Source organism: Nonomuraea rubra (assembly GCF_014207985.1).
In the GTDB taxonomy this organism is placed as follows: Bacteria; Actinomycetota; Actinomycetes; order Streptosporangiales; family Streptosporangiaceae; genus Nonomuraea; species Nonomuraea rubra.
This window is the reverse complement of the sequence record NZ_JACHMI010000001.1, coordinates 5,696,660-5,722,676: the sequence shown is the minus strand read 5'-3', so window position 1 is coordinate 5,722,676 and position 26,017 is coordinate 5,696,660. Positions and strand designations below refer to the sequence as shown.

At 70.3% G+C, this 26,017-nt stretch carries 18 protein-coding genes; 5 read left to right on the top strand and 13 right to left on the bottom strand.

Translation table 11 applies throughout. From position 1 onward, the window contains the following. Positions 1 to 16: 16 nt before the first annotated feature. Complete coding sequence (locus HD593_RS25895; RefSeq protein WP_246546722.1) at positions 17 to 1,027, bottom strand: LacI family DNA-binding transcriptional regulator; 1,011 nt, start codon at positions 1,025 to 1,027, stop codon at positions 17 to 19. Positions 1,028 to 1,235: 208 nt separating this feature from the next. Between HD593_RS25895 and HD593_RS25890 the strand changes: the two genes are divergently transcribed. Genes HD593_RS25890 through HD593_RS25875 form a run of 4 tightly spaced genes read left to right on the top strand, consistent with a single transcriptional unit; the run spans position 1,236 to position 5,984 of the window. Beyond that, positions 1,236 to 2,561, top strand: a complete 1,326-nt coding sequence (locus HD593_RS25890; protein ID WP_185104685.1) for an ABC transporter substrate-binding protein — start codon at positions 1,236 to 1,238, stop codon at positions 2,559 to 2,561. Between the two features lie 3 nt (positions 2,562 to 2,564). Next, on the top strand, positions 2,565 to 3,452 hold the full coding sequence (locus HD593_RS25885; protein WP_312903708.1) for a carbohydrate ABC transporter permease: 888 nt from the start codon (positions 2,565 to 2,567) through the stop codon (positions 3,450 to 3,452). Next, on the top strand, positions 3,436 to 4,320 hold the full coding sequence (locus tag HD593_RS25880) for a carbohydrate ABC transporter permease (RefSeq protein ID WP_185104684.1): 885 nt from the start codon (positions 3,436 to 3,438) through the stop codon (positions 4,318 to 4,320). Before HD593_RS25885 ends, HD593_RS25880 begins: the two co-directional genes overlap by 17 nt. A gap of 38 nt (positions 4,321 to 4,358) precedes the next feature. Next, on the top strand, positions 4,359 to 5,984 hold the full coding sequence (locus HD593_RS25875) for a GH39 family glycosyl hydrolase (protein WP_185104683.1): 1,626 nt from the start codon (positions 4,359 to 4,361) through the stop codon (positions 5,982 to 5,984). Positions 5,985 to 6,028: 44 nt separating this feature from the next. On the opposite strand, the gene HD593_RS25870 is transcribed toward HD593_RS25875, so the two are convergent. The 9 genes from HD593_RS25870 to HD593_RS61780 are packed head-to-tail and all read right to left on the bottom strand — an operon-like array spanning position 6,029 to position 21,989. Further along, positions 6,029 to 9,511 (bottom strand): lectin, encoded by a 3,483-nt coding sequence (locus HD593_RS25870; protein WP_185104682.1) that lies wholly within the window; start codon positions 9,509 to 9,511, stop codon positions 6,029 to 6,031. Positions 9,512 to 9,543: 32 nt separating this feature from the next. After that, a complete protein-coding gene (locus HD593_RS25865) occupies positions 9,544 to 10,377 on the bottom strand; it encodes a sugar phosphate isomerase/epimerase family protein (protein ID WP_185104681.1) in 834 nt (277 codons plus the stop codon). 38 nt (positions 10,378 to 10,415) lie between these two features. After that, positions 10,416 to 11,621, bottom strand: coding sequence for a substrate-binding domain-containing protein (locus HD593_RS25860; protein ID WP_185104680.1), 1,206 nt, complete (start codon positions 11,619 to 11,621; stop codon positions 10,416 to 10,418). After that, positions 11,608 to 12,558, bottom strand: a complete 951-nt coding sequence (locus HD593_RS25855) for an ABC transporter permease (protein ID WP_185104679.1) — start codon at positions 12,556 to 12,558, stop codon at positions 11,608 to 11,610. Before HD593_RS25855 ends, HD593_RS25860 begins: the two co-directional genes overlap by 14 nt. Beyond that, a complete protein-coding gene (locus HD593_RS25850) occupies positions 12,555 to 13,562 on the bottom strand; it encodes an ABC transporter permease (protein ID WP_221524959.1) in 1,008 nt (335 codons plus the stop codon). The genes HD593_RS25855 and HD593_RS25850 overlap by 4 nt, the downstream gene beginning before the upstream one ends. Next, positions 13,563 to 15,050, bottom strand: a complete 1,488-nt coding sequence (locus HD593_RS25845) for a sugar ABC transporter ATP-binding protein (protein ID WP_379478743.1) — start codon at positions 15,048 to 15,050, stop codon at positions 13,563 to 13,565. After that, positions 15,043 to 16,770 (bottom strand): ThuA domain-containing protein, encoded by a 1,728-nt coding sequence (locus HD593_RS25840; RefSeq protein WP_185104678.1) that lies wholly within the window; start codon positions 16,768 to 16,770, stop codon positions 15,043 to 15,045. The genes HD593_RS25845 and HD593_RS25840 overlap by 8 nt, the downstream gene beginning before the upstream one ends. Before the next feature lie 11 nt (positions 16,771 to 16,781). After that, on the bottom strand, positions 16,782 to 19,592 hold the full coding sequence (locus HD593_RS25835) for a PQQ-dependent sugar dehydrogenase (RefSeq protein ID WP_246546719.1): 2,811 nt from the start codon (positions 19,590 to 19,592) through the stop codon (positions 16,782 to 16,784). A gap of 45 nt (positions 19,593 to 19,637) precedes the next feature. Next, the gene (locus tag HD593_RS61780; RefSeq protein WP_185104677.1) at positions 19,638 to 21,989 is read right to left on the bottom strand and encodes an RICIN domain-containing protein; all 2,352 of its coding nucleotides are present in this window, start codon (positions 21,987 to 21,989) and stop codon (positions 19,638 to 19,640) included. 315 nt (positions 21,990 to 22,304) lie between these two features. Here HD593_RS61780 and HD593_RS64510 point away from each other — a divergent pair, with 315 nt between their 5' ends. Next, positions 22,305 to 23,045 (top strand): FadR/GntR family transcriptional regulator, encoded by a 741-nt coding sequence (locus tag HD593_RS64510; RefSeq protein WP_185104676.1) that lies wholly within the window; start codon positions 22,305 to 22,307, stop codon positions 23,043 to 23,045. Between the two features lie 80 nt (positions 23,046 to 23,125). On the opposite strand, the gene HD593_RS25820 is transcribed toward HD593_RS64510, so the two are convergent. From HD593_RS25820 to HD593_RS25810, 3 genes are read right to left on the bottom strand one after another with little or no spacing between them, the layout of a single operon-like run. Beyond that, positions 23,126 to 24,274 carry a mandelate racemase/muconate lactonizing enzyme family protein gene (locus tag HD593_RS25820; RefSeq protein ID WP_221524958.1) on the bottom strand — a complete coding sequence of 383 codons (1,149 nt, stop codon included), beginning with the start codon at positions 24,272 to 24,274 and terminating at the stop codon, positions 23,126 to 23,128. 25 nt (positions 24,275 to 24,299) lie between these two features. Continuing rightward, complete coding sequence (locus tag HD593_RS25815) at positions 24,300 to 25,127, bottom strand: carbohydrate ABC transporter permease (protein ID WP_185104674.1); 828 nt, start codon at positions 25,125 to 25,127, stop codon at positions 24,300 to 24,302. Next, positions 25,127 to 26,017, bottom strand: coding sequence for a carbohydrate ABC transporter permease (locus HD593_RS25810; protein ID WP_185104673.1), 891 nt, complete (start codon positions 26,015 to 26,017; stop codon positions 25,127 to 25,129). Before HD593_RS25810 ends, HD593_RS25815 begins: the two co-directional genes overlap by 1 nt.

The window sequence follows — 26,017 nt, the reverse complement described above, 5'->3', positions numbered from 1 at the left end:
GACCGGATCCTCGTGATCACGGCGAAGGGGCAGGGCCCGTCGAGTCGCGGACGCTGAGGGTCGTCGCCAGCTGGAGGTGCCGCGAAGCGGGCTGGACGCCGTCCGCCATGCCGAGAACGGTCTCCACGGCCATCCGGCCCATCCCGACGAGAGGCTGCCGGACGGACGTGAGCCGCGGCGTGGTCCACTCGGTCTGCGGCGTGTCGTCGAACCCCGTGACCGACAGCTCGCCCGGGACGGGGATGCCGAGCTCCTTGGCCGCGGCGAGAACTCCGACGGCGATCTCGTCGTTGCCCGCGACGATCGCGGTCGGCCGCTCGCCGGACGAGAGGAGATCACGGGCGTGCCGCTGCCCGGCCTCGACGGAGAACGCCTCGTGGCGGATCAGCGCGCGGTCCGGGGTGATGCCGGCCGAGTCGAGCGCGGCCTGGTAGCCGTGGAAGCGCTCCAGCGAGGGGGCGGAGCCGAGCGGCCCGCCGATCCAGCCGATCCTGCGGTGGCCGAGCTTGATGACGTGCTCGGTCGCCGAACGGCCGCCCGCCCAGTTGGTGGAGCCGATGCTGACCAGCCGTGACTCCGTCGTGTCGATGGGATCGATCGTCACGACGGGCAGCCGGAGATCCTCCGCGGCGCCGAGCACCGAATCGGGCACCGCGACGGCCAGCGCGATGAGGCCGACCACGCCGGACGCCTGCTGCTCCTCGATCCAGGCGCCCGCCGCCGGGCGGCTCTCGCTGATCGGCTCGCCGGGCGGCAGGCGGAGCAGGAGCTCGGCCCGCGCCGACGTCGCGGCCATGAGAATGCCCTGGAGCACCGTCCCGGCGTAACGGGACTCCACGATGTCGAGCACGGTGACGAGGGTGCGCTCCCGCGCCTGCTCGTGCCGCACCGCCGTCGGCTTGTAGCCGATCTCGGCCATGACTCCGAGCACCAGCTCGCGCGTCTTGGCGCCCACGTCGCTGCGCCCGTTGAGCACCTTCGACGCGGTCGTCGGCGAGACGCCGGCCAGCCGGGCGACGTCGGCCAAGGTGGCTCGATCGGAACGACCTCGCCGTCGCATCACCGCTCCCCTCTTCGCTACGAAATTATTTCGCAACCTACCACGAACGCTTCCCTCCAGGAGTTCTCCTACGTTCCCCCGTTGACACGGCGCGGAGGGGGCACCTAATGTCCTCGCAACACCGAACAAGTTGCGAAATATTTTCGTAACGGCTCAGGAACGAGAGGAGAGGCCCATGCGGCTCTCCCACAAGCTCAGGCTCCTTTCCGCGGCGCTGGCGCCGATGCTCGCGCTGACCGCCTGCTCGGGCGGCGGCTCCGGAAGCGGCTCCGGCGGGAGCAGCACCGGCGGTGGCGCCGAGCAGGCGAAGATCACGGTCTGGAGCTGGGACGGAACCGTCGAGAAGGCCGTCGCCGGCTTCCAGGCCGCGAATCCGAACATCACGGTCGAGGTCGTCAACGCGGGCTCATCCCAGGACGAGTACAAGGCGCTCGACAACGCCATCCAGGCCGGCTCGGGCGTCCCCGACCTCGTCATGTTCGAGTACTTCGCGGTGCCGTACTTCGCCGTCCCCGGCAAGCTCGCCGACCTCGGGGAACTCGGCGTCGACAAGCTCAAGCAGGACTTCGTCCCGGCCGCGTGGAGCGACGTGACGGTCAACGGCAAGGTCTACGCGGTGCCCTCCGACTACGGCCCGTCGGCGATGTTCTACAACATGTCCACGCTCAAGAAGGCCGGCATCGAGAAGCCCCCGGCCACCTGGGACGAGTACTACGAGGCCGCCAAGAAGATCCGCGCCCTCGGCGACGACTACTACATCGCGCAGGACACCGGCGACATCTTCTTCCTGCTCTCGCTCATCTGGCAGGCCGGCGGGCGTCCGTTCAAGGTGGACGGCACCAAGGTGCACATCGACTTCACGGACCCCGGCACGACCAGGGCCGTGGCCTTCTGGCAGAAGATGCTCGACGAGGGCCTGATCAACACCAAGATCACGGGCTGGTCCGACGACTGGAACCGGACGCTCAACGACGGCACCCTCGCCACCCAGACCATGGGCGGCTGGCTGACCTCCACGCTGCCCGAGCGCGCGCCGAAGGCCGCCGGTGACTTCCGGGTCGCGCTGATGCCGCAGTGGGAGCAGGGCGCCAAGACCGGCGCCGCGAACGGCGGCAGCTCCTTCGGCATCCCCGCCGCGGCCCAGCACAAGGAGGCGGCCTTCAAGTTCCTCGAGTACTTCGCGCACGGCGGCGGCCTGTCCACCCGCGTCGACGCCGGCGCCTTCGTGCCGAACATGTCGGTGCTGGAGAACGAGACGTTCCAGGGCAAGGCCAACCCGTACTTCGGCGGCCAGAAGGTCGGTGCCGTGCTGGCCGAGGCCTCGGAGATCGTCGGCAGTGGCTGGCAGTACCCGCCGTTCTTCGAGTGGGCCCGCTCGATCTACGGCGACCTGGCCTCCCCGTTCTACACCACCGGCCAGGGCTCTCTCGCCGAGGTCCTCGAACAGTGGCGTCAGCGCTGCATCCAGTACGGCAACGAGCAGGGTTTCGAGGTGAGCTAGCAGGTGGCGCCGACCCGCAAGCGCCGGAGGTCACCGATCGGGCTGGCGTTCATCGCGCCCTTCGGCGCGCTGTTCGCGCTCGTCTTCATCGTGCCCATCCTGTACGCCGCCTACCTGAGCCTCTTCCAGGACAAGCTCGTCGGCGGCAACACGTTCGTCGGATTCGCCAACTACGTCAAGCTGGTACAGGATCCGCAGTTCTGGGACGGTGTGGGACGCGTCTTCTGGTTCACCCTCGTCCAGGTGCCGATCATGCTGGTCCTCGCCATGGCCCTGGCGCTGGCGCTGGACTCCATGCGCCTGCACGGCGCCAGGTTCCTGCGAGTGACGATCTTCCTCCCCTACGCGGTGCCGGCGATCGTGTCGACGCTCATGTGGGGATTCCTCCTGGGCGTCAAGTACGGCCTGTTCGGCAGCCTCAACCGGGCCCTGGGCACGGACCTCGACCCCTTCGCCCCCGGCACCACGCTGATCTCCATCGGGGTGATGGTGACGTGGGCGTTCACCGGTTTCAACATGCTCATCTTCTACGCCGCGCTCAAGGCCGTCCCGCGCGAGCTGTACGAGGCGGCGGCGATCGACGGGGCCGGCGAGTTCCAGATCGTCCGGAGCATCAAGCTGCCGGCCCTGCGCGGGTCGCTGGTCGTCACGATCATCTTCTCGATCATCGGCACGTTCCAGATGTTCAACGAGCCGCAGATCCTGCCGTCGATGGTGGCCAACAGCGGCGTCACCACCTTCTACACGCCCAACCTGTACGCCTACAACCTGGCGTTCACCGGGTCGCAGCAGGGTTACGCGGCGGCGCTCGCGCTCGTCATGGCGGCGATCACGATCGCCGTCGCCTACGCCGTCCAGATCAGAGGGCTGAGGAATGCACCCGACCAGTAGCCGCCGGCTCTCCACGGTGGAGAACCCCAGGAAGAGCACGACCCTCACCGTGATGACGGGGCTGTTCACCCTGTACTGCCTGCTGCCGCTCGGCTGGCTGGTGATCAACGCCACCAAGTCGCAGGGCGACTTCGTGTCGACGTTCGGGCTCGCGCCCGGCCGCGAGTTCGCCCTGTGGGACAACATCGTGCAGGTGTTCACCTACCAGGACGGGATCTTCTCGCGGTGGCTGCTCAACACCGTGCTCTACGTCGTCGTGGGCGCGACCGTGTCCACCTTCCTGGCCGCCCTGGGCGGGTACGCCCTGGCGAAGCTGGACTTCCGCGGGAAGCGGACGTTCCTCCTGGTCGTGCTGGGGTCGATCTCGGTCCCCGGCATCGCCCTGGCGATCCCGCAGTTCCTGCTGTTCGCGCACCTCGGCATGACCAACACGCCGTGGGCGGTGCTCATCCCGTCCTTCATCAACCCGTTCGGGTTGTACCTGATGTGGGTGTTCACGGCCGAGGCGGTGCCGTCGGGCCTGCTGGAGGCCGCGAAGATCGACGGCGCCGGGGAGTTCAGGACCTTCCTGCAGATCGCGCTCCCGCTCCTCGCGCCGGCGGGCGTGACGGTCCTGCTGTTCTCGTTCGTGTCCATCTGGAACAACTACTTCCTGCCGTTGATCATGCTCAAGGACCCCGCCTGGTATCCGCTCACCGTGGGCATCAACCAGTGGAACAAGCTGGGTTCGACCGCCGGGAACGGCGCCCTCATCCAGAACCTCGTGATCACCTCCGCGCTGCTGACCATCGTCCCGTTGATCATCGCGTTCCTCGGCCTGCAGCGGTACTGGCAGTCCGGCCTCTCGCTGGGCGCCGTCAAGGGCTAGGCGCATCCCCGTTGAACTCCCCGAAGAGAAGTGAGGCCATGAAGAGCAAGCCCCGGTTCCGGATCGACGGCGAACTGCGCGAGGAGACCGCACTGCCGCACGTCTGGAGCAGGTGCATCGGCGCCGGTCGGGCCAACGAGGCGCTGCGCGCGGACTGGCAGCGGCAGTTCGCCGAGGTGGTCGCCGCGACGGGGGTCGAGTACCTCCGCTTCCACGGCGTCTTCCACGACGACATGTTCGTCTACCGGGACAGCTACGGCGGCGGCTTCGGCCCGGACGCGCCCCTCCCCTCCCCCGTGTACACCTTCGGCTACGTCGACAAGGTCTTCGACTTCCTCCTGGACCTCGGCGTCCGGCCCTTCGTCGAGCTGGGCTTCATGCCGCGCGCGCTGGCCACGCAGACCGAGACCGTGTTCTGGTGGGGCGCTCACTGCAGCCCGCCCAAGGACATGGCGCGCTGGGTCGAACTGGTCGAGAGAACGGTGGAGCACTGGATCGGCCGGTACGGGCCCGACGAGGTGCGGCAGTGGCGCTTCGAGGTGTGGAACGAGCCGAACCTCGTCCCCCACTTCTGGACGGGCACGAAGACCGAGTACTTCGAGCTCTACGAGCACACCGTGCGGGCGATCAAGGCGATCGATCCCGCCCTGAAGGTCGGCGGGCCGGCGACGAGCGTCTTCGTGCCCGACGACCGCTACAAGGGCGAGACGGAGGACCGCTCCGCGGCGCTCGCGACGGCCGCCGCGACCGACGTGGACGCGCTCGACTGGCGCCCGGTCTGGATCGAGGACTTCATCGCCTGGTGCGCCGGACGCCACCTGCCGATCGACTTCGTCTCGGCCCACCTCTACCCCACCGACTTCGCCTACGGCGCCAACGGCGAGGCCGTGCACATCACCCGCTACGCCGACGCCACGTACGACGACCTGACCCTCCTGCGCAAGCTCGTGCAGAACAGCCCGTATCCCGAGGCGGAGATCCACATCACCGAGTGGTCCACCTCGCCGTCGGCCCGCGACTTCATCCACGACACGCCGTTCGCGGCGACCTCCATCACCCGGTCGTACCTGAAGTGCGCCACGCTCGCCGACTCCATCTCCTACTGGACGTTCACGGACGTGTTCGAGGAGGGCGGCGCCGGGATCGGACCGTTCCACGGCGGGTTCGGGCTGGTGAACGAGGGCGGCATCCACAAGCCCACCTTTCACGCGTTCAGGATGCTGGGACGGCTCGGCGACCGGCTGCTCCTCTCGACGCCCGACGGGGTCGTCACCCGGGACAGCCGGACGTCGGCCGTGTCGGCGGTGTTCTTCAACTACCCCGAGGACATGGCGATGAAGGGCGTCGCCGCGCGCGGCTCGTACCCGGCGACCCGCGCGCTGGCCGAGCTGGGGCCGGCCCGGCGCATCCGCCACTCGATCGGCGGCCTGCGCCCGGGCGGCACGTTTCTCGTCGAGATCCTGGACTGGGAGCACGGCAACGCCGCCGAGGCCTGGTACCGGCTCGGCTCTCCGCTCAACCTGTCCCGGGCCGAGCACGACCATCTCGGCGGGGTCGCCGACGCGCTCCTGCGGTACACGCTGACCGTGCCCGATGACGGCGTGCTCGACCTGGACGTCGAGCTCGCGCCCTGGGCGGTGATGTCGCTGACGCAGGCGGCCTGACCATGGTGCGGGCCGTCACCGGCGACGGCCCGCACCCGCTGGGGTCAGGTACGGGACCAGCGCTGGTTGGCACCGCCGTTGCACGACCAGATGGTCAGCTTGGTGCCGTTGGCGGTGGCGTTGCCGGGCACGTCCAGGCACTTGTTCGCGCCGACGGCGGTGATGCTGCCGTCGGCGTTGAGGCGCCACTTCTGGTTGCTCTGGCCGTTGCAGTCCCAGATGATGACCGCGGTGCCGTCGGCCGTGCCGGCGCCGTTCACGTCCAGGCACTTGCCGCCGTAGACCCGCAGCTCGCCGGCGCCGGTCGAGGTCCACTGCTGGTTCGCCAGCCCGTTGCAGTCCCAGATCTGCGCCTGCGCGCCGTTGGCCTGCGAGGCGCCGGTGACGTCCAGGCACCGGCCGGATCCGGCCCCCCGCAGCACGCTCGTGGTGCCCGGGGACGAGCCGTCGTCCCGGCCTGCGCCCCTGCCGTTGAAGGTGATGGAGTCCAGGTCGAACGCGTTCGCGGACGGCGCCTTGAACACGACGTGGACGGTGCGCGTGCCGCCGGGGTCGGTGACCTGCACCGCGGGCAGGGACACGTAGGTGTTCCAGCCTCCGGTCGCCGGCACGGTGCTGGTGGCGAGGAGAGGCCCGGCCGGCGAGTCGGCGCGCAGTTCGATGGAGGCCCCGGTGCCGGACGGCGCCGAGACGCGGAAGGACACCGTGTCGATGCCGGACAGGCTGATCGGGGTGAAGGAGATCCAGTCGTTGTTGGAGATGTCGCCGATGCGCCTGCCGCCTTCGGCTCCGGACTCGTCGACGACGCGGATCCCGGACGAGCCGGTGAAGTGCTCGGCCTGCTTGTGCTTCGGCTGCAGGGTGATGCCGGCGGAGCCCTTCAGGCCGCCGGAGTCGGTGTAGTCGGCGGACAGGACGTAGTAGACGTTGGAGGCCTCGTCATGGCCGGAGGCGGTGGTCGTGACCGTCCCGGTGCACCCGGTGTACTGGCCGGTGTCGTGGGCGTGCTGGTCATGGCCGAGCGCGGTGATCACGTTGACCTTGGCGCAGTCGGCGGCACCGTCCTCGGCGTCGGTGACGTTGACCGTGTAGTCCACCTCGTCGCCGAAGTCGATGAACCCGCCGTCGGGCGGAGCCTGGAAGGCCACCGTGGGACGGGTGTTGCCGACGACGACGGGCACCGTGACGCTGGCCGTCCTGCCGGCCGCGTCCCGCACGGTCAGCTTGGCGGTGTAGCTGCCGTTGGCGGTGTAGGTGTGGGAGGGGTTGGCGCTGGTGGAGGTCGTGCCGTCGCCGAACTCCCAGGCGTAGGTGATGGCGTCGCCGTCGGGGTCGGCCGAGCCGGCCGAGGAGAAGGCCACCGTCAGCGGCGCCGTGCCCGAGTCGGGGCTGGCGCTCGCCTTGGCCAGGGGCGCTCGGTTCCCGGCCACGTAGTCGATGCGGTAGATGCTGTCGTCGGTGTTCGCGTGGCCGAAGCCGTTGCCCCAGTCGGCCATGTAGAGGGCGCCGTCCGGGCCGAACTTCATGTCGATCGGCGCCCGCGGGGCGAGCTGCGCCACGAAGGGGTTGATCTTCAGGAGGTTGCCCGAGGAGTCGAGGCGGAACTCCTTGACGAAGTTGCGGCTCCATTCGTAGAAGAACGGTGTGCCGTCGTAGTAGGCGGGGAACTCGCGGTCAGAGCCGCCGGTCGCGTCGTAGCGGTAGAAGGGGCCGCCCATCGGGGCGGCGCCGCCGCAGCAGTCGATCTCGGGGAACTGCGCCGAGGCGTGGTAGTCGTACCAGACGGTCGCGGGCTTGGCCGCGGGCAGGCTGGTCAGGCCGGTGTTGTTGGGCGAGTTGTTGACCGGCGCGGAGCAGTCGAACTTCGCGCCGGAGGTGCCGGTGGCGAAGTTGTAGTCGTTGAACGGCAGGTTGTTGCCGACGCAGTACGGCCAGCCGTAGAAGCCCGGCTGCTTGATCAGGTTCCACTCGACGGTGCCCTCGGGGCCGCGGCTGGGGTTCGCGGCGCCCGCGTCGGGGCCGTAGTCGCCCACCGAGATCCAGCCTGTCACCTTGTCGACCGAGAAGCGGAACGGGTTGCGGAAGCCCATCGCGTAGATCTCCGGCCGGGTTCTGGCGGTGCCGGGCGCGAACAGGTTGCCGGACGGGATCGTGTAGCTGCCGTCGGCCTCGGGGTGGATGCGCAGGATCTTGCCGCGCAGGTCGTTGGTGTTGGCCGAGGACCGCTGGGCGTCGTAGTGCTCCCGGCCCTGCCGCTCGTCGATGGGGGCGTAGCCGCTGGAGCCGTTGGGGTTGGTGTCGTCGCCGGGGCCGATGTACAGGTTCCCGCCGGGCCCGAACGCGAGGTAGCCGCCGGTGTGGCCGGGCTCGTCGACGTTGCGGTACGCCGGAACCTCGATGACCTTCTTCTCGCTCGCCAGGTCGAGGGCGGTGCCGTTGAAGGTGAACCTCGACACCCGGTTCACCTCGCCGCCGCCGGCGGGCGAGTAGTTGACGTAGATCCAGCCGTTGGTGGCGAAGCCCGGGTCCAGGGCCAGCCCGATGCCGCCGTCCTCGCCGCCGTCGTACACCGGCAGGGTGGCGATGACGCGCGTGCCGCCGCCGCCCGCGGGGATGAGGTTCACCTTGCCGGAGCGCGAGATGTAGAAGACCCTGCCGTCGGCGGCCACGTCCAGCTCCATCGGCTGGTCCGGCGCGCCGTCGAGGGTGACCTTCTGGAAGCGGGCCGCGACCGTGCCGCCGCAGTCGCCCGGCGCCGCGCCCGCCGCCCACTGCACCGCGCCCAGCAGGTGCTGCTGGAACAGCGGCTCCGCGTAGGAGGAGGTCTGGTGGCCCATCGCGGTGGCGAACACCCGGCCGCCCTCCGGGTTGTGGCACCAGGAGATCGGGTGGTCGGCGCCCATCCTGCTCGGCCCCGCGTCGTAGGTGGTCTCGTCGGCGGTCACCAGCACGTGGACCGAACCCCGCGTGTTCTTGTCGAAGTTGTACCACTCCTCCGAGCGCACCCACCGGTCCGGCAGCCCCTTCGTGGCGGGGTGGGCCTTGTCCGCCACCTTGGCGGTGCCCTGCAGGATCGACGAGTGGGCGGTCATGTGGGCGCCGGCCAGGACGACCTGGTCCCACCAGGGGAACTGCGCCTCGATGTTCATGTCGGTGGCGTTGTGGATCGCCACGACGCCGCGGCCGCTGCGCAGGTAGGCCTGGAAGGCCTGGCGCTGGGCGTCGTTGTCCCACACCATGCCGTTCGTCTGGAACATGATCACCGCGTCGTAGGTGCTCAGCGTCGCGGCGGTGAAGACGGAGGAGTTCTCGCTGTGGTCGAGCTGGAAGTCGTGGTCGGTCGCGAGCTGCTGGAACATCGCGACTCCGGCGGGGATGGAGTCGTGCCGGAAGGCGCCGCTCGCCGTCTCGGTGAACAGCAGCACCTTGAACTGTGGCGCGGCCGCGTGCGCGACCGGCGGAGACAAGGACAGCAGCAGCCCTGATAAGGCCGCGGCCAGGGCGCAGAACAGGCGTGATCTTCGCATGACGGATCTCCTGAGGGTTGCCGGCGTGAAGGTCAGAGGGTGCGCAGGTAGGCGAGGCCGTCCACGGCGAGCGCGTCCTGGCTTTCCGCGAGGGACCGCCAGACGGAGGCCGCGGTGGCGATGGTCCGGTTGTGCGCGGTGAACGACTCGATGACGAGCGGGCCTTCGTAGCCGGTGTCGCGCAGGGCCCGGGTGAAGCCGGGCCAGTCGAAGCGGTCGGCTCCCGGCGTGCCGCGGTCGGTGCCGCACACCTGCACGTGCGCGAGGCGGTGCGCCGCGGCCAGGACCGCCCGCGCGGGGTCCTTCTCCTCGATGTTCAGGTGGTAGACGTCGAGTGCCAGGTGGCAGTCCTCGGGCAGGGCGTCGAGCGCCTGCTCGACGGTGTTGAGGAGGCTGGTCTCGTACCGGTTGAGCGGCTCGACGGCGAGCTTCACCCCGTGCCCGGCCGCGTGGTCCAGGACAGGCCGCAGGTTCTCACGCAGCTCGGCGTAGACGTGCCGGCGTTCGTCCGGCGAGAGCCGCCACGTACGGCCGACCGAGGCGTACGCCGGCCCCGCGATCACCGGGGAGCCGACGGTCACCGCCACGTCCACGCAGTGCCGCAGGTAGTCCTGGGTGTCGCGGACGGTCCGCGGGGAGGCGGCCACGAGCTCGCGTCCCGGCGGCATGACCAGCACCACGGACGCGGCCAGCCCGTGCTCGTTCAGCACCGCCGCGGCCTGGTCCGGGTTCCAGTCACCGGGCTGCTCGACGGGCAGCTCGATGACGTCGAAGCCCCAACGGGCGACGCGCGGGGCGAGCCGCGCGAGGTCGTCGTCGGTCAGCGGGGAGACCCAGACCCAGGTGTTCACTCCGATGGAGAACATGGCGTCCCTGTTCGTCGTCGTTGGCGGGAAGGAGCCGATCAGCCCTTCCTTCCGCCCCAGGTCTCCGGGAAGCCGGGCAGCTCCTCGCACCCGCACAGCGCGTAGTGCAGCGGCGGCATGTTGGGCTTGAGGTAGGACGAAAGGTTCTCGGCGGTGACCTTGGGCTGCGGCAGGTTCCACGTCTCGGGCACCTCCTCGCCCTTGAGGATTCTCAGCGCGGCGATGACCGGGGTGCGCCACTGGTAGGTGGGGTACGTGGGCGCGACGGCGGTGAGGCCGGCGTCCTTCCACTTCTGCAGGAAGTCCTGCTGGTCCTCACCGTTGATCGGCGGCACCGGCAGGCCGGCGTCCTCGAACGCCTCGACCGCGGCCACCGCCGTGGCGCCCGCGTCCATCCAGACGCCGTCGATCCTGCCGTGCCGCTGGATGTAGTCGCTGACGATGCTCTTGGTCCTGGCGGCGTCGCCGTCGGTGAACTCCACCCCCACGACCTGCACGCGGCTCCTGTCGAAAATCACTTTTGCCGCCGACCAGCGGGTCTCCAGCACGTCCACGCCGGGCAGGATGCGCAGCGCCAGCACCTTCCCGCCCGCCGGTACCTTCGCGGCCAGGAACTCGGCGGCGTCGGCGCCGAAGGCGTAGCCGCCGATGGGCTTGATGAACGTCACCGGGCAGTCCGTCTCCACGCCCCGGTCGAACACGATGACGGGCACCTTCCCGCAGGCGGCCGTCACGGCGGGGGTGAGCGTCGCCGTGGTGTTCGGCGAGACGATCAGCGCGTCGCAGCCCTTGGCCTGCAGCTCGGCGATGTCGGAGATCTGCTTGTCGTCCTTGCCCTCGGCGTCCAGCGCGGTGAACTTCCCGATCTCCTCGTGCAGGCCCACCTCTGCCTGCATCGTCTTCCAGCCGACCTGGCGCCAGGGGTTGTTGACCGCCGCGTTGGAGAAGCACAGGTGGTACGGCCCGTCCTTCTTGTACCGCGCCGTGCCGGTCATCTTCGGCGCGATGGCCTGCTCCCATGGTCTGTCAACGGGGCCCTCGGGCGGCTGGGAACGCATGGCGAGCTGGGCGTCGAAGTCCGCCTGGACGAAGAACTTCGACTGCGCGCCCGTGCCGGAGCCCTGAGCGCTCGCGGCGGGCGCCGCGGACGGGGTGGTGGCCGCCGGCTTGTCGGTGGTGCAACCGGCGGCGACGAGTGCGCCGAGCACGGTGAGCACGGCGACTGCGGCCTTAGGACGCGGCATGTGCGTCTCCTCTTCGGGGGGTGGGCTTCCGGGGAAGCCGGACGGCTCCTGCCGCGACCGCGGCGATGATGATGACGCCCTGCACGGTGAACTCCAGCGCCCCCGAGATCCCGTACAGGTTGAGCAGGGTGAACAGGGCCTCCAGCGTGACCGCGCCGGCCATGGCGGCGAGCACCGAGCCGCGGCCGCCGCCGAGCACCACGCCGCCGAGGACGACCGCGGTGATGGCGGAGAACTCCAGCCCCTGGCCTGCCTGCGCCGAGACCCCGGCGAAGCCGCCGAGCAGGATCGCCGCGACGGCCGCGGACAGGCCGGAGAGCATGAAGGCGAAGATCTTGACCCGGTCGACCCGCACCCCGGACAGTGCCGCGGCGCGCTCGTTGTCGCCGGTGGCCATCAAAGTCCGACCGAAGTCGGCGCGCATGAGCCAGATCGCCGCCGCACCCACGGCCAGCAGGATCAGCACCGACCACGGCACGGGCCCGAGGCCGCCGCGGCCGAACGCCCGGAAGCCCTCCGACAGCGCGCCGCGCGGCGCGCCCCCGGTCCAGAGGAAGACCGCCCCGCTGAGGACGAGCAGCATGCCGAGCGTCACGATGAACGACGGCACCCGCAGCTTGGTGGTGAGCACGCCGTTGACGAGCCCGGCGAGCGGCCCGGCGACGATCAGCAGGGCGAGGACCGGCCAGGTGGCGGACTCGTCGCCGTCGATGAGCCGGGCGGCGATCACCACCTCGGCCGTCACCAGGGAGCCGACGGACAGGTCGAACTCGCCGGAGACGACGACGAAGTACTGTCCCGCGGCGAGGATCACCAGCGGCGCGGCCCGCTTGAGGAATGCCAGGAACCCGGCGGGCTCCAGGAAGAAGGGGTTGGCGATCGCGATCGCGGCCAGCAGCAGCACGAGGACCGCGAGGATGGGAAGCGCCCGTTTCATGCCGGCCGCCTCGTGCCGTGCCGGGCGTAGACGGCCACCGCGACGACGATGACCGCGCCGCGCACCACGTCCTTGACGAACGAGTTGACCTCGAGCTGGTTGAAGAGGGTGTCCAGGACGGCCAGCAGCAGGACTCCGCCCACGGTTCCGGCGACCCCGCCCCTGCCTCCGGCCAGCGCGGTCCCGCCGAGCACGACCGCGGCGATGGACTCCAGGTCGTATCCGCCGTCGGTGCCCACCGTGGGCGCCCCCGCCCCGAGCCTGGCGGCCAGCAGCAGGCCCGCGATGCCGGCGCAGACCGAGCAGAGCACGTGGGTGATCACGATGACGCGGGAGGTGCGGATCCCGGACAGCCGGGCGACCTCCTCGTTCCCGCCCACCGCGTAGATCCGGTATCCCAGCCGGGTCCTGCTCAGCAGGAACCAGGCCACGACGGCCACGCCCGCCCAGAGCATGGCGGAGACGGGGATCGGCCCGGCGCGCGAGTAGCCGAGGAGCTGGAACGACTCGGGCACCTTGCCCGCCGGGCCGTCGTACAGGTGGTCGACGACGCCCTTGATGATCAGGGCGACGCCGAGCGTGGCGATGAAGGCGTGGACCCGGAGCCGGGCGATGACCAGCCCGTTGACCAGTCCCACCAGCGCGCTGATGGCCAGCACCGCGGCGATCGCCGGCCCGATGTTCCCGTCCTGGCCCGCCATGATCTCCGCCGCGACCAGCGAGGCCAGGCTGATCAGGTACGCCACCGACAGGTCGAGTGACCCGGCCAGGATCGCCAGCGTCTGCCCGATCGCCACGATGCCGAGGGCCGCGGAACGCTGCTGGATCCCGACGACGCTCTCCAGGGTGAGGAACTGGCCGCCATCGAGCGCGACGAGGGCCCAGCCGGCCGCGACCAGGCCGGCCAGCGCGAGGAACACCACCCGCACGGGGTCGCGCAGGTGGGTCGCCGGGCCGCCGTGCGGCAGGCGGGCGGGACGGCGGGCGCGCGTGAGCAGGTCCACTCAGGCCACCTCTCCTGCGGCCAGGCCCATGACGGCCTCCTCCGAGGCCCCCGCCGGCAGCGTGCCCGCGATGCGGCCGTCGCGCAGGACGACGATGCGGTCGCTCATGCCGATGAGCTCGGGCAGCTCGGACGAGATCATCATGATGGCCGTGCCGTCGTTCGCCAGCTCGCGCATCAGGTCGTGGATCGCGGCCTTGGCCCCGACGTCGACGCCCCGGGTGGGTTCGTCGAACAGCAGCACCCGGGGCGCCATCGTCATCCACTTGACGAGCACGACCTTCTGCTGATTGCCGCCGGACAGGTAGCGGACCTCATGTTCCCCGCGCCCGGGCGACAGGCGCACCCGTTCCAGCAGGTCACCGACGCCACCGCGGTTCCCGGCGCCGACGGCGCGGGCGACGAGCAGGACGTTGTCGCGGACGGACTGGCGCAGCGCGAGCCCTTCGGCCTTGCGGTCCTCGGTCACGAGCCCGATGCCCAGGGCCACGCCTTCCCGGACCGAGCGTGGACGCGAGGGAGTCATCTCACCCGTGGTGAACGGCTCCGCGCCGAAGATCGCCTTGGCGAGCTCCGACCTGCCCGACCCCTGCAGGCCCGCGATGCCGACGATTTCCCCGGCGCGCAGCTCCAGATCGATGTCACGCAGCTTGTGGTTGCCGGCCGCGCGCAGGCTGAGCCGCACCTCGCCGGCCCCGGCCGAGCGGGGCGGGTAGTAGGTGCCGAGGTCGCGGCCCACCATCAGGCGGATCAGCTCGTCGGGGGTCACCTCGCCGATCGGGAGCGTGGTGACGCGCGCGCCGTCCTTGAGCACGGTGACCCGGTCGGCGACGTCGAACACCTCGCGTAATCGGTGGGAGATGTACACGACGGCGACGCCGCGGTCCCTCAGCCGCCCGATCAGCCGGTAGAGCAGCTCGACCTCGTGCTCGGCGAGCGCCGCGCTGGGCTCGTCCATGACGAGGAGCCGGGCGTTCACCGACAGCGCCTTGACGATCTCGACGATCTGCTGCTGGGCCACCGGCAGGCGCTTGACGGTGTCGCGGGGGCCGAAGGTGCTCTCGCCCAGCTCGTCGAGGAGCCTGGCGGTCGCCTTCTCCATGGCGGCGCGGTCGACCAGGCCGCGCCTGACGGGCTCGCGCCCGAGGAACACGTTCTCGGCGACGGTGCGCTCGGGCAGCAGGTTGAACTCCTGGTGGATGATCATGATGCCGGAGCGCTGCGCCTGGAGCGGATGGCCGAAGGCGACGGGCCTGCCGTCGAGCTCGATCGTGCCCTCGTCCGGCGCGTGCACCCCGCAGATGATCTTCATGAGGGTGGACTTGCCGGCGCCGTTCTCGCCGACGACGGCGTGGACCTCGCCGGCCGCCACCTCCAGGTCCACGCCGGACAGCACCCGCACACCCAGGAAGCTCTTGCCGATGCCGCGCATGCTCAGCACGTGGCCCGTCTTCCCGGGGTCGCTCGTGCTCCCGACGGCCTCAGACACGGGTCCAGCGCTGGTTGGTTCCGCCGTTGCAGGTCCAGACGCGCGCCCTGGTGCCGTTGGCGGTGCCGCCGACGTCCAGGCACTTGTTCGCGCCGACGGCGGTGATGGTGCCGTCGGTGTTCAGGCGCCACTTCTGGTTGTTCTGGCCGTTGCAGTCCCAGATGATGACCGCGGTGCCGTCGGCCGTGCCGGCGCCGTTCACGTCCAGGCACTTGCCGCCGTAGACCCGCAGCTCCTGGGCGCCGGTCGAGGTCCACTGCTGGTTGGCCTGGCCATGGCAGTCCCACAACTGCGCCGCCGCGCCGTTGGCCTGCGAGGCGCCGCTGATGTCCAGGCAGCGGTTCGACGCCACGCCGCGCAGCGCGCTCGTGCCGCCCGGGCTGCCGGCCAGCTCCTTGACGCGGATGTTGCGGAAGGCCGCCACGTCGCCGGACCCGTGGTTCTGGATGCCGATGTACCCCTGCTGGAGCGAGCGGGCCGGGTCGGTGTTGGTGAAGTCGTTGACCCGGGTGCCGTTCAGGAACACCTGCAGCCGTTCGCCCTCCACCAGCAGCTCGTAGGTGTTCCACTGCCCCGGCGGGTTCAGCGCCGCGTCGCGGGCGGCGAGGTCGGCGGACTTGAACCCGTAGATCGCGCCGGTCGTCCTGTCCGCGGTGTCGGTCGCGTCGATCTGCACCTCGTACCCGGTGTTGAGCGCCGCGCCGGGGTCGCTGGTGGCCGGGAATCCGACGATCACGCCGGAGTTGGAGTCGCCGGTCAGCTTCCAGTCGAGCTTGAGGGAGTAGGAGCGGAACTCCTTGGCGCTGTGCCACAGCATGCCCATGCCGCCCTGGGAGGTCAGCGTGGCGTCGCTGTTGGCGAACGACCCGGGCCCCGCCTGCGACCAGCCCGTCGTGGAGCCGTTGTACAACGTCGTGTACCCGGTCTCCGGGCGGCAGTCGGCGTTGACGGCTCCGGCCGCGTACCGGATCCCGCCGAGCAGCAGCGTGCGGAAGTTCGGATCGGCGTACGACGCCTGCGTGTGCCCGAGGCCGGTGTAGAACGCGCGGCCGGCGGACTGCGGGCGGCACCAGGTGATCGGGTGGTCGCCCATGCCGCCGCCGCTGTAGCTGCCCTCGTCCAGGCTCTGCAGCACCCGTACGTTCTGGCGGGGGTTGGTGCGGTAGTTGTACCACTCGTCGGTGCGCGACCAGGTCGCCCCGAGGTGCGCGGTCGCGGCGTGCGCCCGGTCCTCGTTCCGCACGGTGGCCTGCTGGATCGCCGGGTGGTTGCTGAACCAGGCGCCCATCAGCTGCCCGTAGTAGGGCCAGTTGTACTCGGTGTCCGCGGCCGAGTGCACGCCCACGTAACCGCCTCCGCCGTCCACGTACGTCTGGAAGGCGGTCTGCTGGGTGTCGTTGAGCACGTCGCCGGTCGTGTTGAGGAAGACGACCGCCTTGTACTGGGCCAGGTTGGCCGTGGTGAAGGCGGCGGAGTCCTCGGTGGCGTCGACCGCGAAGTCATGGGCGGTGCCCAGGTCGCGGATGGCCTGGATGCCGGCGGGGATCGCGTCGTGCCGGAACCCGGCCGTCTTGGAGAACACCAGCACCTTGAAGGCGGCGGCCCGGGCGGGGGCGGCGTGGATCATCGTCACCGTGGCGGTGATCGCCACCACCGCGGCCGACAGGCGTCTCAGCACGGAGGTCCGCCGGGGTGCACCGGGGGTCACATGTCGCAGCATGGGTGGTCCTTTCAGACGCGGGTCCAGCGCTGGCTGGATCCTGCGGTGCAGGTCCAGATGCGCGCCTTGGTGCCGTTGGCGGTGCCGCCGACGTCCAGGCACTTGTTCGCACCGACGGCGGTGATCGTGCCGTCGGCGTTGAGCCGCCACTTCTGGTTGTTCTGGCCGTTGCAGTCCCAGATGATCACCGCGGTGCCGTCGGCCGTGCCGGCGCCGTTCACGTCCAGGCACTTGCCGCCGTAGACCCGCAGCTCCTGGGCGCCGGTCGAGGTCCACTGCTGGTTCGCCTGGCCGTTGCAGTCCCACAGTTGGGCCGCCGCGCCGTTGGCCTGCGAGGCGCCGTTCACGTCCAGGCACCGGCCCGAGGCCGCGCCTTTCAGGGCGCCCGCGGTCGGGGTGCCGGTGTCGAGGGTGAAGGCGTCCACGTCGAACAGGTAGCCCTGCCCGGCCGGGCCGCGGAAGACCAGGTACAGCGTCGTGGTGCCGGCCGGCGCGCCGCTGAGAGTGGCCGAGACGTCGGTGAAGGTGTCCCAGCCGCCGGTGCTCGCCACGTTCACGGTGCCCAGCAGCGTGCCTGTCGCCGCGCCCGCCCGCACCTCGATCCTGCCGCCCGCGCCGGCCGAGGACACCCGGGCGGTGATCCTCGTCGCGTTCGCCAGGTGGTAGGGCTGGAAGGAGATCCAGTCGCCGTCGTCGGTGAAGCCGACCGTTCTGCCGCCCTCCGCGGTGGCGTGGTCGGCCGGCTGCACGCCCTGCTGGGCGCCGTAGTGCTCCGCCTGCCGGTGCCGCGGCTGGAGCGTGCGGGCGCTGGTGGAGGTCAGGCCGCCCCTGTCGGTGTACGACGCCTCGAAGACGCCGTAGATGTTGGCCGCGGCGTCGTGCTCGCCGTCCACGGGCACCGCGATGGAGCCCGAGCAGCCGGTCTTGGAGGTGATCTGGTGGCGGTGGCTGTCGTGGCCGAGGAAGTAGGCGACGGTGACCCCGGCGCAGTCGATCGTGCCGTCCTCCGGGTCGCTGACGGTGACCTGGAAGGGCACGGTGTCGCCGAAGGAGAAGGGCTGCCCGTCCGCCGGGGTGGTGAGGGTGACCGCGGGCGCGGTGTTGCCGACGGTCACGATCACGCTCGCCGTGCCGGTGAGACCCTGCGGATCCCGGACCGTGAGCGTCGCCGTGTAGGCGCCGTTCGCGGAGTAGGTCTTGCTCGGGTTCGCCGCCGTGGAGGTGGTGCCGTCGCCGAAGTTCCACGCGTACGTGAGCGCGCCGCCCTCCGGATCCGAGCTGCCCGCCGAGGAGAAGGCCACCGTGAGCGGAGCCGGTCCGGACGTCCTGTCGGCGGACGCCTTGGCGATCGGGTTGCGGTTGGCGCTGCCGATGTACTCGATGCGGTAGAGCGCCTGGTTGTTGCTCCCGGTGCCGTAGTCGAGGACGTACAGGGCGCCGTCGGGGCCGAAGGCCATGTCCATCACCTGCGTGCCCGACCAGGGGAACGCCGCGATCTCCCCGTACCCGCCGTCCTGCCTGACCTCGATCGCCTTGATCCAGCGCCGGCCGTACTCACCGGCGAAGTAGCGCCCGTCGAGCGACTGGGGGAACTTGACGGCCGAGTTCAGCCCGGGGTCGTAGCGGTAGACCGGCCCGCCCATCGGCGACTCCGACCCGGAGCCGAACTCTGGCGGGCTTCCCGCGTCCCCCGCGTACCGGATCCACGCCGGCTTCGCCGCCGGCAGCGTGCCCAGCCCGGTGTTGCGGAAGGAGTTGTTGACCGGGCCGCCCGCGCAGTTGTACTTCGCGCCGGTGGAGTTGGTGGCGAAGTTCCACTCGTTGTACGTCTCGGCGGTGGTGTTCGTGCCCGTGCAGTACGGCCATCCGTAGTTGCCGGGGCCGGTGATGCGGTTGAACTCCACCTGCCCGCTGGGCCCGCGGCTGGAGTTCGTCACGCCCGCGTCCGGCCCGTAGTCGCCGAGGTAGACGACGCCGGTCGCCTTGTCCACGCTCATCCGGAACGGGTTGCGGAAGCCCATCGCGTAGATCTCCGGCCGGGTGCCCGCCGCACCCGGCGGGAACAGGTTGCCGCTGGGGATCGTGTAGGTGCCGTCGGGCTGCGGTTTGATGCGCAGGAGCTTGCCACGCAGGTCGTTGGTGTTGGCGGACGAGCGCTGGGCGTCGTACTGCGGGTTGCGGTTGGTCCGCTCGTCCAGCGGTGAGTAGCCGCTGGACTCGAACGGGTTGGTGTCGTCGCCGGTGGTGAGATAGAGGTTGCCGGCGGCGTCGAAGTCGATGTCCCCGCCCACGTGACAGCACTGGCCGCGGTCGTTCTGCACCCGCAGGACCACCTTCTCGCTGGTCAGGTCGAGAGTGTCGTCCGTCTTGAGGGTGAAGCGGGACAGGTACAGCTCGCCCTTCCACTGGTCGAACTGGGCCTGCGTACCGGTGCTCGGCGCGTCGCCGGTCGGCGTGCTCAGCCGCGGGGAGTAGTAGACCCAGAGGTGCCGGTTGGAGGCGAAACCGGGGTCGGCCGCCACGCCCTGCAGGCCCTCCTCGTCGTGGGTGTAGACGTTGAGCCGGCCGGCCACCTTCGTGTTGCCGGCGGCGTCGGTGACGCGTAACGTGCCGTCGCGTGCCGTGTGCACCACCGACCGGTTCGGCAGCACGGCCAGCGACATCGCCTCGCCCAGCTCCGTGCCGCCCGACGCGAGGGACACCTGCTGGTAGTCGGACGGCGGGATGTCGAGGGCGCCGGCCGGGGAGGTGCCGAGCGCGAGTGTTCCGGGGATGAGCAGCGCCATGGTGGTCAGCACGGTGAGCCACGGACGTCGGGGCATGAGGGTTCCCTCCAGCGACAGGAAGACCAGACGGGACGGACGGTGTCAGGCGCGGGTCCACTTCTGGCCGGCTCCGCCGTTGCAGGTCCAGATGCGCGCCCTGGTGCCGTTGGCGGTGCCGCCGACGTCCAGGCACTTGTTCGCGCCGACGGCGGTGATCGTGCCGTCGGTGTTCAGGCGCCACTTCTGGTTGTTCTGGCCGTTGCAGTCCCAGATGATCAACGCGGTGCCGTCGGCCGTGCCGGCGCCGTTCACGTCCAGGCACTTGCCGCCGTAAACGCGCAGCTCCTGGGCGCCGGTCGAGGTCCACTGCTGGTTGGCCTGGCCATGGCAGTCCCACAGCAGCGCCGCCGCGCCGTTGGCCTGCGAGGCGCCGTTCACGTCCAGGCAGCGGTTCGAGGCCACGCCCCTCAACGCGCTCGTACTGCCGGAAGGCTGACCTTGGGGTCCGGCGGCGGCGATCACGGCCTGGGCCGCGGCCGGCCAGGCGCCGTTGGCGACGGTGACGTTGTTGTTCACCACGTTGCCGCGGTCGCCGTTGGTCACGTTGGTGCTGCCGTTGGTCGACCAGTTGCCGGTGACGGTGAAGTTGCCCATGTTCTCGCCGTACCAGTAGTTGGCGGTGGCCCAGGTGCCGGTGTTCGACAGCACGTTGTTCCTGACGGTGTAGTACCTGGAGCCCTCGTCGAAGTAGATGCCGAACCAGCCGTTCGTGCGCAGGCAGTGGTTGTCGCTGATCACCGCGCCCGGGTTCCACGACAGCGTGTAGATGCAGCCGCCGTCGGTCATCTGCTGCATGACGTCGTGCACGTAGTTGCCGACGAGCCGGTTGCCGGAGGCGGTGGTGGGAGTGGTGTAACGCGGCTGGAAGTCGTACAGGCCGCGGTCGGCGTAGTGGGTGCTGCCGCCCGGCTCGTTGGCGCCCCAGCCGTACCCGATCGACATGCCGGTGTAGGGCAGGTTGTAGACCTCGTTGTGGGACACGTCGGTGCCGGTGACGTAGGTGGTCAGGACCGAGACGATGCCCCGGTGGTCCAGGCCGAGGTCGTGGATGCGGTTGTGGCTGACGGTGATGTTCCGGTTGACCATCCGCTGGTCGCCCGGGTGGTGCGCGTCGGCGCGCACGCCGCCGACCACGACGCCGCCGGCCGAGCTGCGGGCGATCTCCGACCGGGTGACCGTGATGTCGGCCGCGCCCAGGCCCACCCCGCTGGCGTGCGCGTTGGCGTCGTTGCCGATGCCGATGGCCGTCTGTCCCAGGTTGAGGAAGCGCGAGTCGGTGAAGGTGATGGTGTTCGCCGCGGAGACCTGGACGGCGGCGGGCATCTGGTACCAGTTCGGCCGGGTCGCCTCGAACTGGCGGCAGCCCTGGTGGCAGGAGGTGAAGGCGGGCCAGCTCCAGTTGCCGGCGATGTAGGCGCCGGTCTGCTGGTCCACGTAGCCCTGGCCGCCGCCGGGGCCGAGCCAGCTCGTGCCGGTGAAGGTGATCCCGCTGAACACGATGTGGTGCGCGGGCGCGTCATAGGTGCCCCCGACCTGCACCAGCGACTGCTGCACCGGCAGCTCCACGCTGACGTCGCCCATGTTCTGCCCGGCGAGCGGGATGTAGGACAGGGTGCCGGTCGCGGGGTCGAGGTACCACTCCCCCGGCGTGTCGAGGAACTCGTAGGCGTTGACGAGGTAGAGCGGGCCCGCCCGGTGCGGGCTGGTGAAGGTGTCGTAGCCGAAGTTGTTGTTGTTCCAGGCGGGCTGCCGCATCGTGATGAGGTTTCCGCTGATGCTCTGCACCGGCGCGTACCGGTCGGTGAACGAGCCGATGCTCTCCATCTCGACCCGGCCCTGGTTGGCGAGGTTGTTCAGGTAGCCGAGCGCGCTGCTGGTGAACCGCATCCCGGTGCCGCTCGCGGTGAAGTCGGACCGGTTGACGGCGGTGCGCGCCCGGGTGGCGAGAGCGCCGTCGACGTACAGGTGCCGGGTGTCGATCCCGGCGCCGACGCCGGCGCGCCAGATGTTCCTGCCGGAGTCGGCCAGCGACCAGCCGGTGACCGCCCTGGCTCCGCTGATGACGGGGACGGCTCCCGCGGCGGCCTGCCACTTGACGGAGTAGCCGTTGCTGCCGGAGTCGGCGGCGGTCAGCCGGAGCGGCGCGGAGAGCCGGTACACCCCGCCGGCCAGCTCCACGACGATGTCACCGGACATCCCCGCGTTCAGCGAGCGGACCGCCGTCTGCGCCGCGGCCAGTGAGCACGGCTGGGTGGAGGTGCAGGCGGTGCCGGTGCCGGCGGGTGCGGCGTAGAGGGTCGTGGTGGCCGCGAGGGCCGGCGGGGCGGGGGCGATGAGGGCGAACGCCGCGGCCAGCACGGCGGCCACGAGCCCGATCAAGGTGGGTCTCGGCATCGTGACGGGCGAAGGTAAGGGCACAGTCGTTCCTTTGGGGGGGTAGGGGCGCCGGCCTGCCTACTCATTACCTTCGGATCATGGGGAGCCGTCAAGACATTAAGCGGGCCTATTTCACGATCCGTGTACCAAGAGTGTGATCAAAGCACATGAACTTCCGCATTTACCAGCGGGAATATCAGAACATGCGCATCCTGGCATCGATCAGTCACGGATGAACCGTTCATATAAGTCGTACTTATCGTCGGACGCGTGCCGCGGGGTGGCCCGGCCCATCAGTCATACTCATGCAGGGAACGGCGAGGAGGGAGAACGGTGACCGACACCCCGCGCGAGAGCGGATACCGGCCGGGCTACGAGGTGGCAGCCGAGCAGGTGCTGGAATTGATCGTCAAGCTCGGCCTGCGTCCGGGCGATCGCATGCCGACCGAGAACGAGCTGGCCCAGCAGCTCGGCACCAGCCGCACCGTGGTGCGCGAGGCGGTGAAGATCCTCTCCGCTCTGGGCCGGGTACGCGCCCAGAAGGGCCGCGGACTGTACGTGGCCGACGACGAGGGCATGTTCGGCTCCGGGCGCTGGGGGCCCTTCTTCCTCCCGACCGACCTCGACCACGTCTACATGCTGTTCGAGTTCCGCCGGGCGCAGGAGATGGAGACCAGCCGGCTGGCCGCGCGCCGCGCCACCCCGGCGGAGCTGAGGGCCATCGACGAAGCCGCCGGCCTGTGCCGCCAGGGCTTCGAGACCGGACGCGAGGACCTGTTCAACGAGGGCGACGACGCCTTCCACACCGCCATCGCCACGGCCTCGCACAACATGTTCCTCCAGGTCGCCGTGCGGGAGGCCCGCCGGCTGCAGGCGCAGTCGAGCCTCATCGGCCTGCGCGGCTCGGTGGGCGGGCACGCCGCCAAGGCGGTCGAGGAGCACGACGCCATCTACCAGGCCATTCGCGCCGGCGATCCCGAAGCGGCCGCGCAGGCCGCGGCCACGCACATCGACAACACCCTTGACGACTACCGCAGGGAGATCCAGCAGCGGCTCTTCTTCTCGTCCCACTGAGGCGGCCGTCCCGGACCGGCCCGGGTCGCGCGCGACCGGCGGAACGCGGCCGGGCGAGCGGGCGCGGGGCAGGCTTCGGCTCATCGCGGTGACCGCGTCGGGGAGGAGCGATTGGCGACCGGCAGAAGCCGCCGTCCGGCGTGCTCCGGCCGGATGTGGGGGCCCTCGGCTGCTCTGTAGGCCGGCCGGCGGAACGCGTTGATCGCCTGCTCGTCGATCGTGATGCCGAGACCCGGCGAGTCGCCGAGGACGAACGTGCCGTCCTCGACGTGCAGGTCGAGCGACAGCCCGAGCGGCGGCTGCAGATCCTGCAACTCGCTGGCCAGGTGGTTCGGCACCGACGTGGCTGCGTGCAGCAACGCGACGGGCGTGGCGCCGATCGGGCTGACCGGCAGGTCGTGGGCGTGCGCCAGCGCGGACACCCGCAGGAAGTGGGTCACTCCCCAGACGACGGCCGTCTGGACGATGTCCACGGCCCCCGCGGCCAGCAGCGGGCGGAACTGCTCCAGCCCGGTGAGGTTCTCTCCCGTGGCGACGGACGCGCGGATCCCGCGGCCGACGGTGGCCAGGCCCTCGGCGTCCCAACGCCGCACCGGCTCCTCGATCCACGTGAGATCCAGCGTGCGTTCGAGTTCGCCGACGTGCCGGACGGCCTGCTTGCGGGTCCAGGCCTCGTTCACGTCGAGCATCAGGCCCGGCCGCGCGCCGTGCCCGGCCGCGGTCAGTACGTCCCGGACCAGCGTCAGGCGGCGCCGGTCGCTCTCGATGTCGAGGCCGCCCTTGATCTTGGCCGCGCGGAGCCCGTACTGGGCGTAGACCTGGTAGACCGCGGCGAGTTCGTCGTCGGTCAGGCCGATGTCGAGGCCGGAGGCGTAGGCGGGCACCCCCCGATCGCGCCCGCCGAGCAGGCGCCAGAGCGGCTCATCGGCCGCCCGGGCCTTGATGTCCCACAGGGCGGTGTCGAGCGCGCCGATCGTGCCGAAGACGGCACCGGCGTGGCCCGCCTTGAAGGTCCGCCGCAGCATGCGGTCGTAGAGCGCCGTCACGCCGCGCGGGTCCTCACCCTCGATCGCGGCGAAGACGCTCTCGATCTCCACGTGCGGCCCGAGGCCGACGCCGGTGATCCCCTCGTCGGTGTCCACCAGGACGAGCGGCACCGGGACGGCTCCGTCGGCGAAGACGCCGTTGACGTCCCCGACGGGACGGCCCCATTCCTGGACCGTCGTCATGGTGCGATACCCCGTGATCCGCATGTCAGCCTTTCGTGGAACCGGCGGTGACGCCGTCGGTGATCTGGCGCTGGAGGAACAGATAGATCATCAGCACGGGCACCGCGGCGATCAGGACACCCGAGGCGAAGGTGGGGATGTCGTCGGAGTACTGCCCGCGCAGGGCGTTGACCCCGATCATGAGGGTGCGGTGCTCCGGCGACGGCATCATGAGCAGGGCGATGAGCACGTCGTTCCAGCAGAACAGAGCGTCGAGGATGCCGACCGACAGCAGTGCCGGCACGCCCAGCGGGAGCATGATCCGCCGGTAGACGCCGTACACCGTGTTGCCGTCGATCCTGGCCGCGTCGACGATCTCCGCCGGGATGGTCCGGTAGTGGCTGGTCATCAGGAAGACGGTGAACGGGAGGTACTGGGCGACGTAGGCCAGGATCAGCCCCGGATAGGTGTCGATGAGCCCGCTGTCGGCCATGACCCGGGTGAGCGGGACCATGATGACCTGGAACGGGATGAACAGCCCCGCGAGACAGCCCAGGAAGATCACCGAGGACCCGCGGAAGCGCAGCCGGGCCAGCGCGAAGCCCGCCATCGACCCCAGCAGGAGCAGCAGCGCCACGGCGCAGGCGACGACGACGAACGAGTTGACGAAGTACCGCGCCATCCCGGCACCGGTCCACGCCTCGGCGAGGTTGTCCCAGCGCAGGGAGCCCGCCGGGGAGAACCGGTCGAGGATGTAGTCGCGACGGGTCTTCATCGCGACGTTGGCGGTGAACACGAGGGGATAGATCGTCGCCAGCGCGAGACCGGCCATCGGAACGGCGGCCGCCCACCTGGCCAGGCGCGCCCCGGGCATCAGTCCTGCCTCCCCGCGCGGCGGAGCAGCGTGATCTGCAGGAGCCCCACCACGAGCATCACGACGAAGAGCACCGTCGAGGCGGCCGAGGCGAGCGCCGGCCGGTTCATCTGTCCCTGCTGGTGCCAGATGTAGTACTCCGGCAGGTAGGTGGACCCCTCCGGGCCTCCGCTGGTCATGACGAAGAGCAGGCCGAACATGGACGTCAGCATTCCGATCATCGTCGTCACGAAGACGAACTGGATGGTACGGGTCAGGCTCGGGATGATCACGTGCCAGATGGTCCGGCCGAGCGACGCGCCGTCCACGCGGGCGGCGTCCAGCAGCGAGGCGTCCAGGGTGCTGAATCCCGCGAGGAACACCACCAGGGCCATCCCGAACGTCGCCCAGACGTGCACGCCGACGACCGTGAACATGGCGATGCCCGGATCGCCGAGCCAGTCGACGGGGCCGGCGCCCATCGCCCCCAGGAGGGAGTTCAGCGGGCCGTCGTACCCGAGCATGAGGTTGAAGATCGCGCCGACGATCACCGGTGAGAGCACCGCCGGGAAGAAGTAGACACTGCGGTAGACCCGGTGGCCGGGCACGCGCAGGTAGATGAAGGTCGCGAGCAGGCCCGGGATCGCCACCGCCAGGGGCAGGAGCAGCACCAGCAGCCCGACGTTGCGCAGCGCGATGCGGAACAGCGGGTCGCCGGTCAGCTCCAGGTAGTTGGCCGGCCCGACGGGGGTGCCGTTGAGCTCGCCGTCGCCGGTGAAGGAGAAGTTGACGCCCAGGGCCAACGGCCACAGCCGCAGCGCCACGATGATCAGTACGGCAGGGGCGACCAGGACATAGGGCGCCAGGCGCTCGGCGCGCGCCTGGCGGATCGACGGCCCCGCGATCCGCAC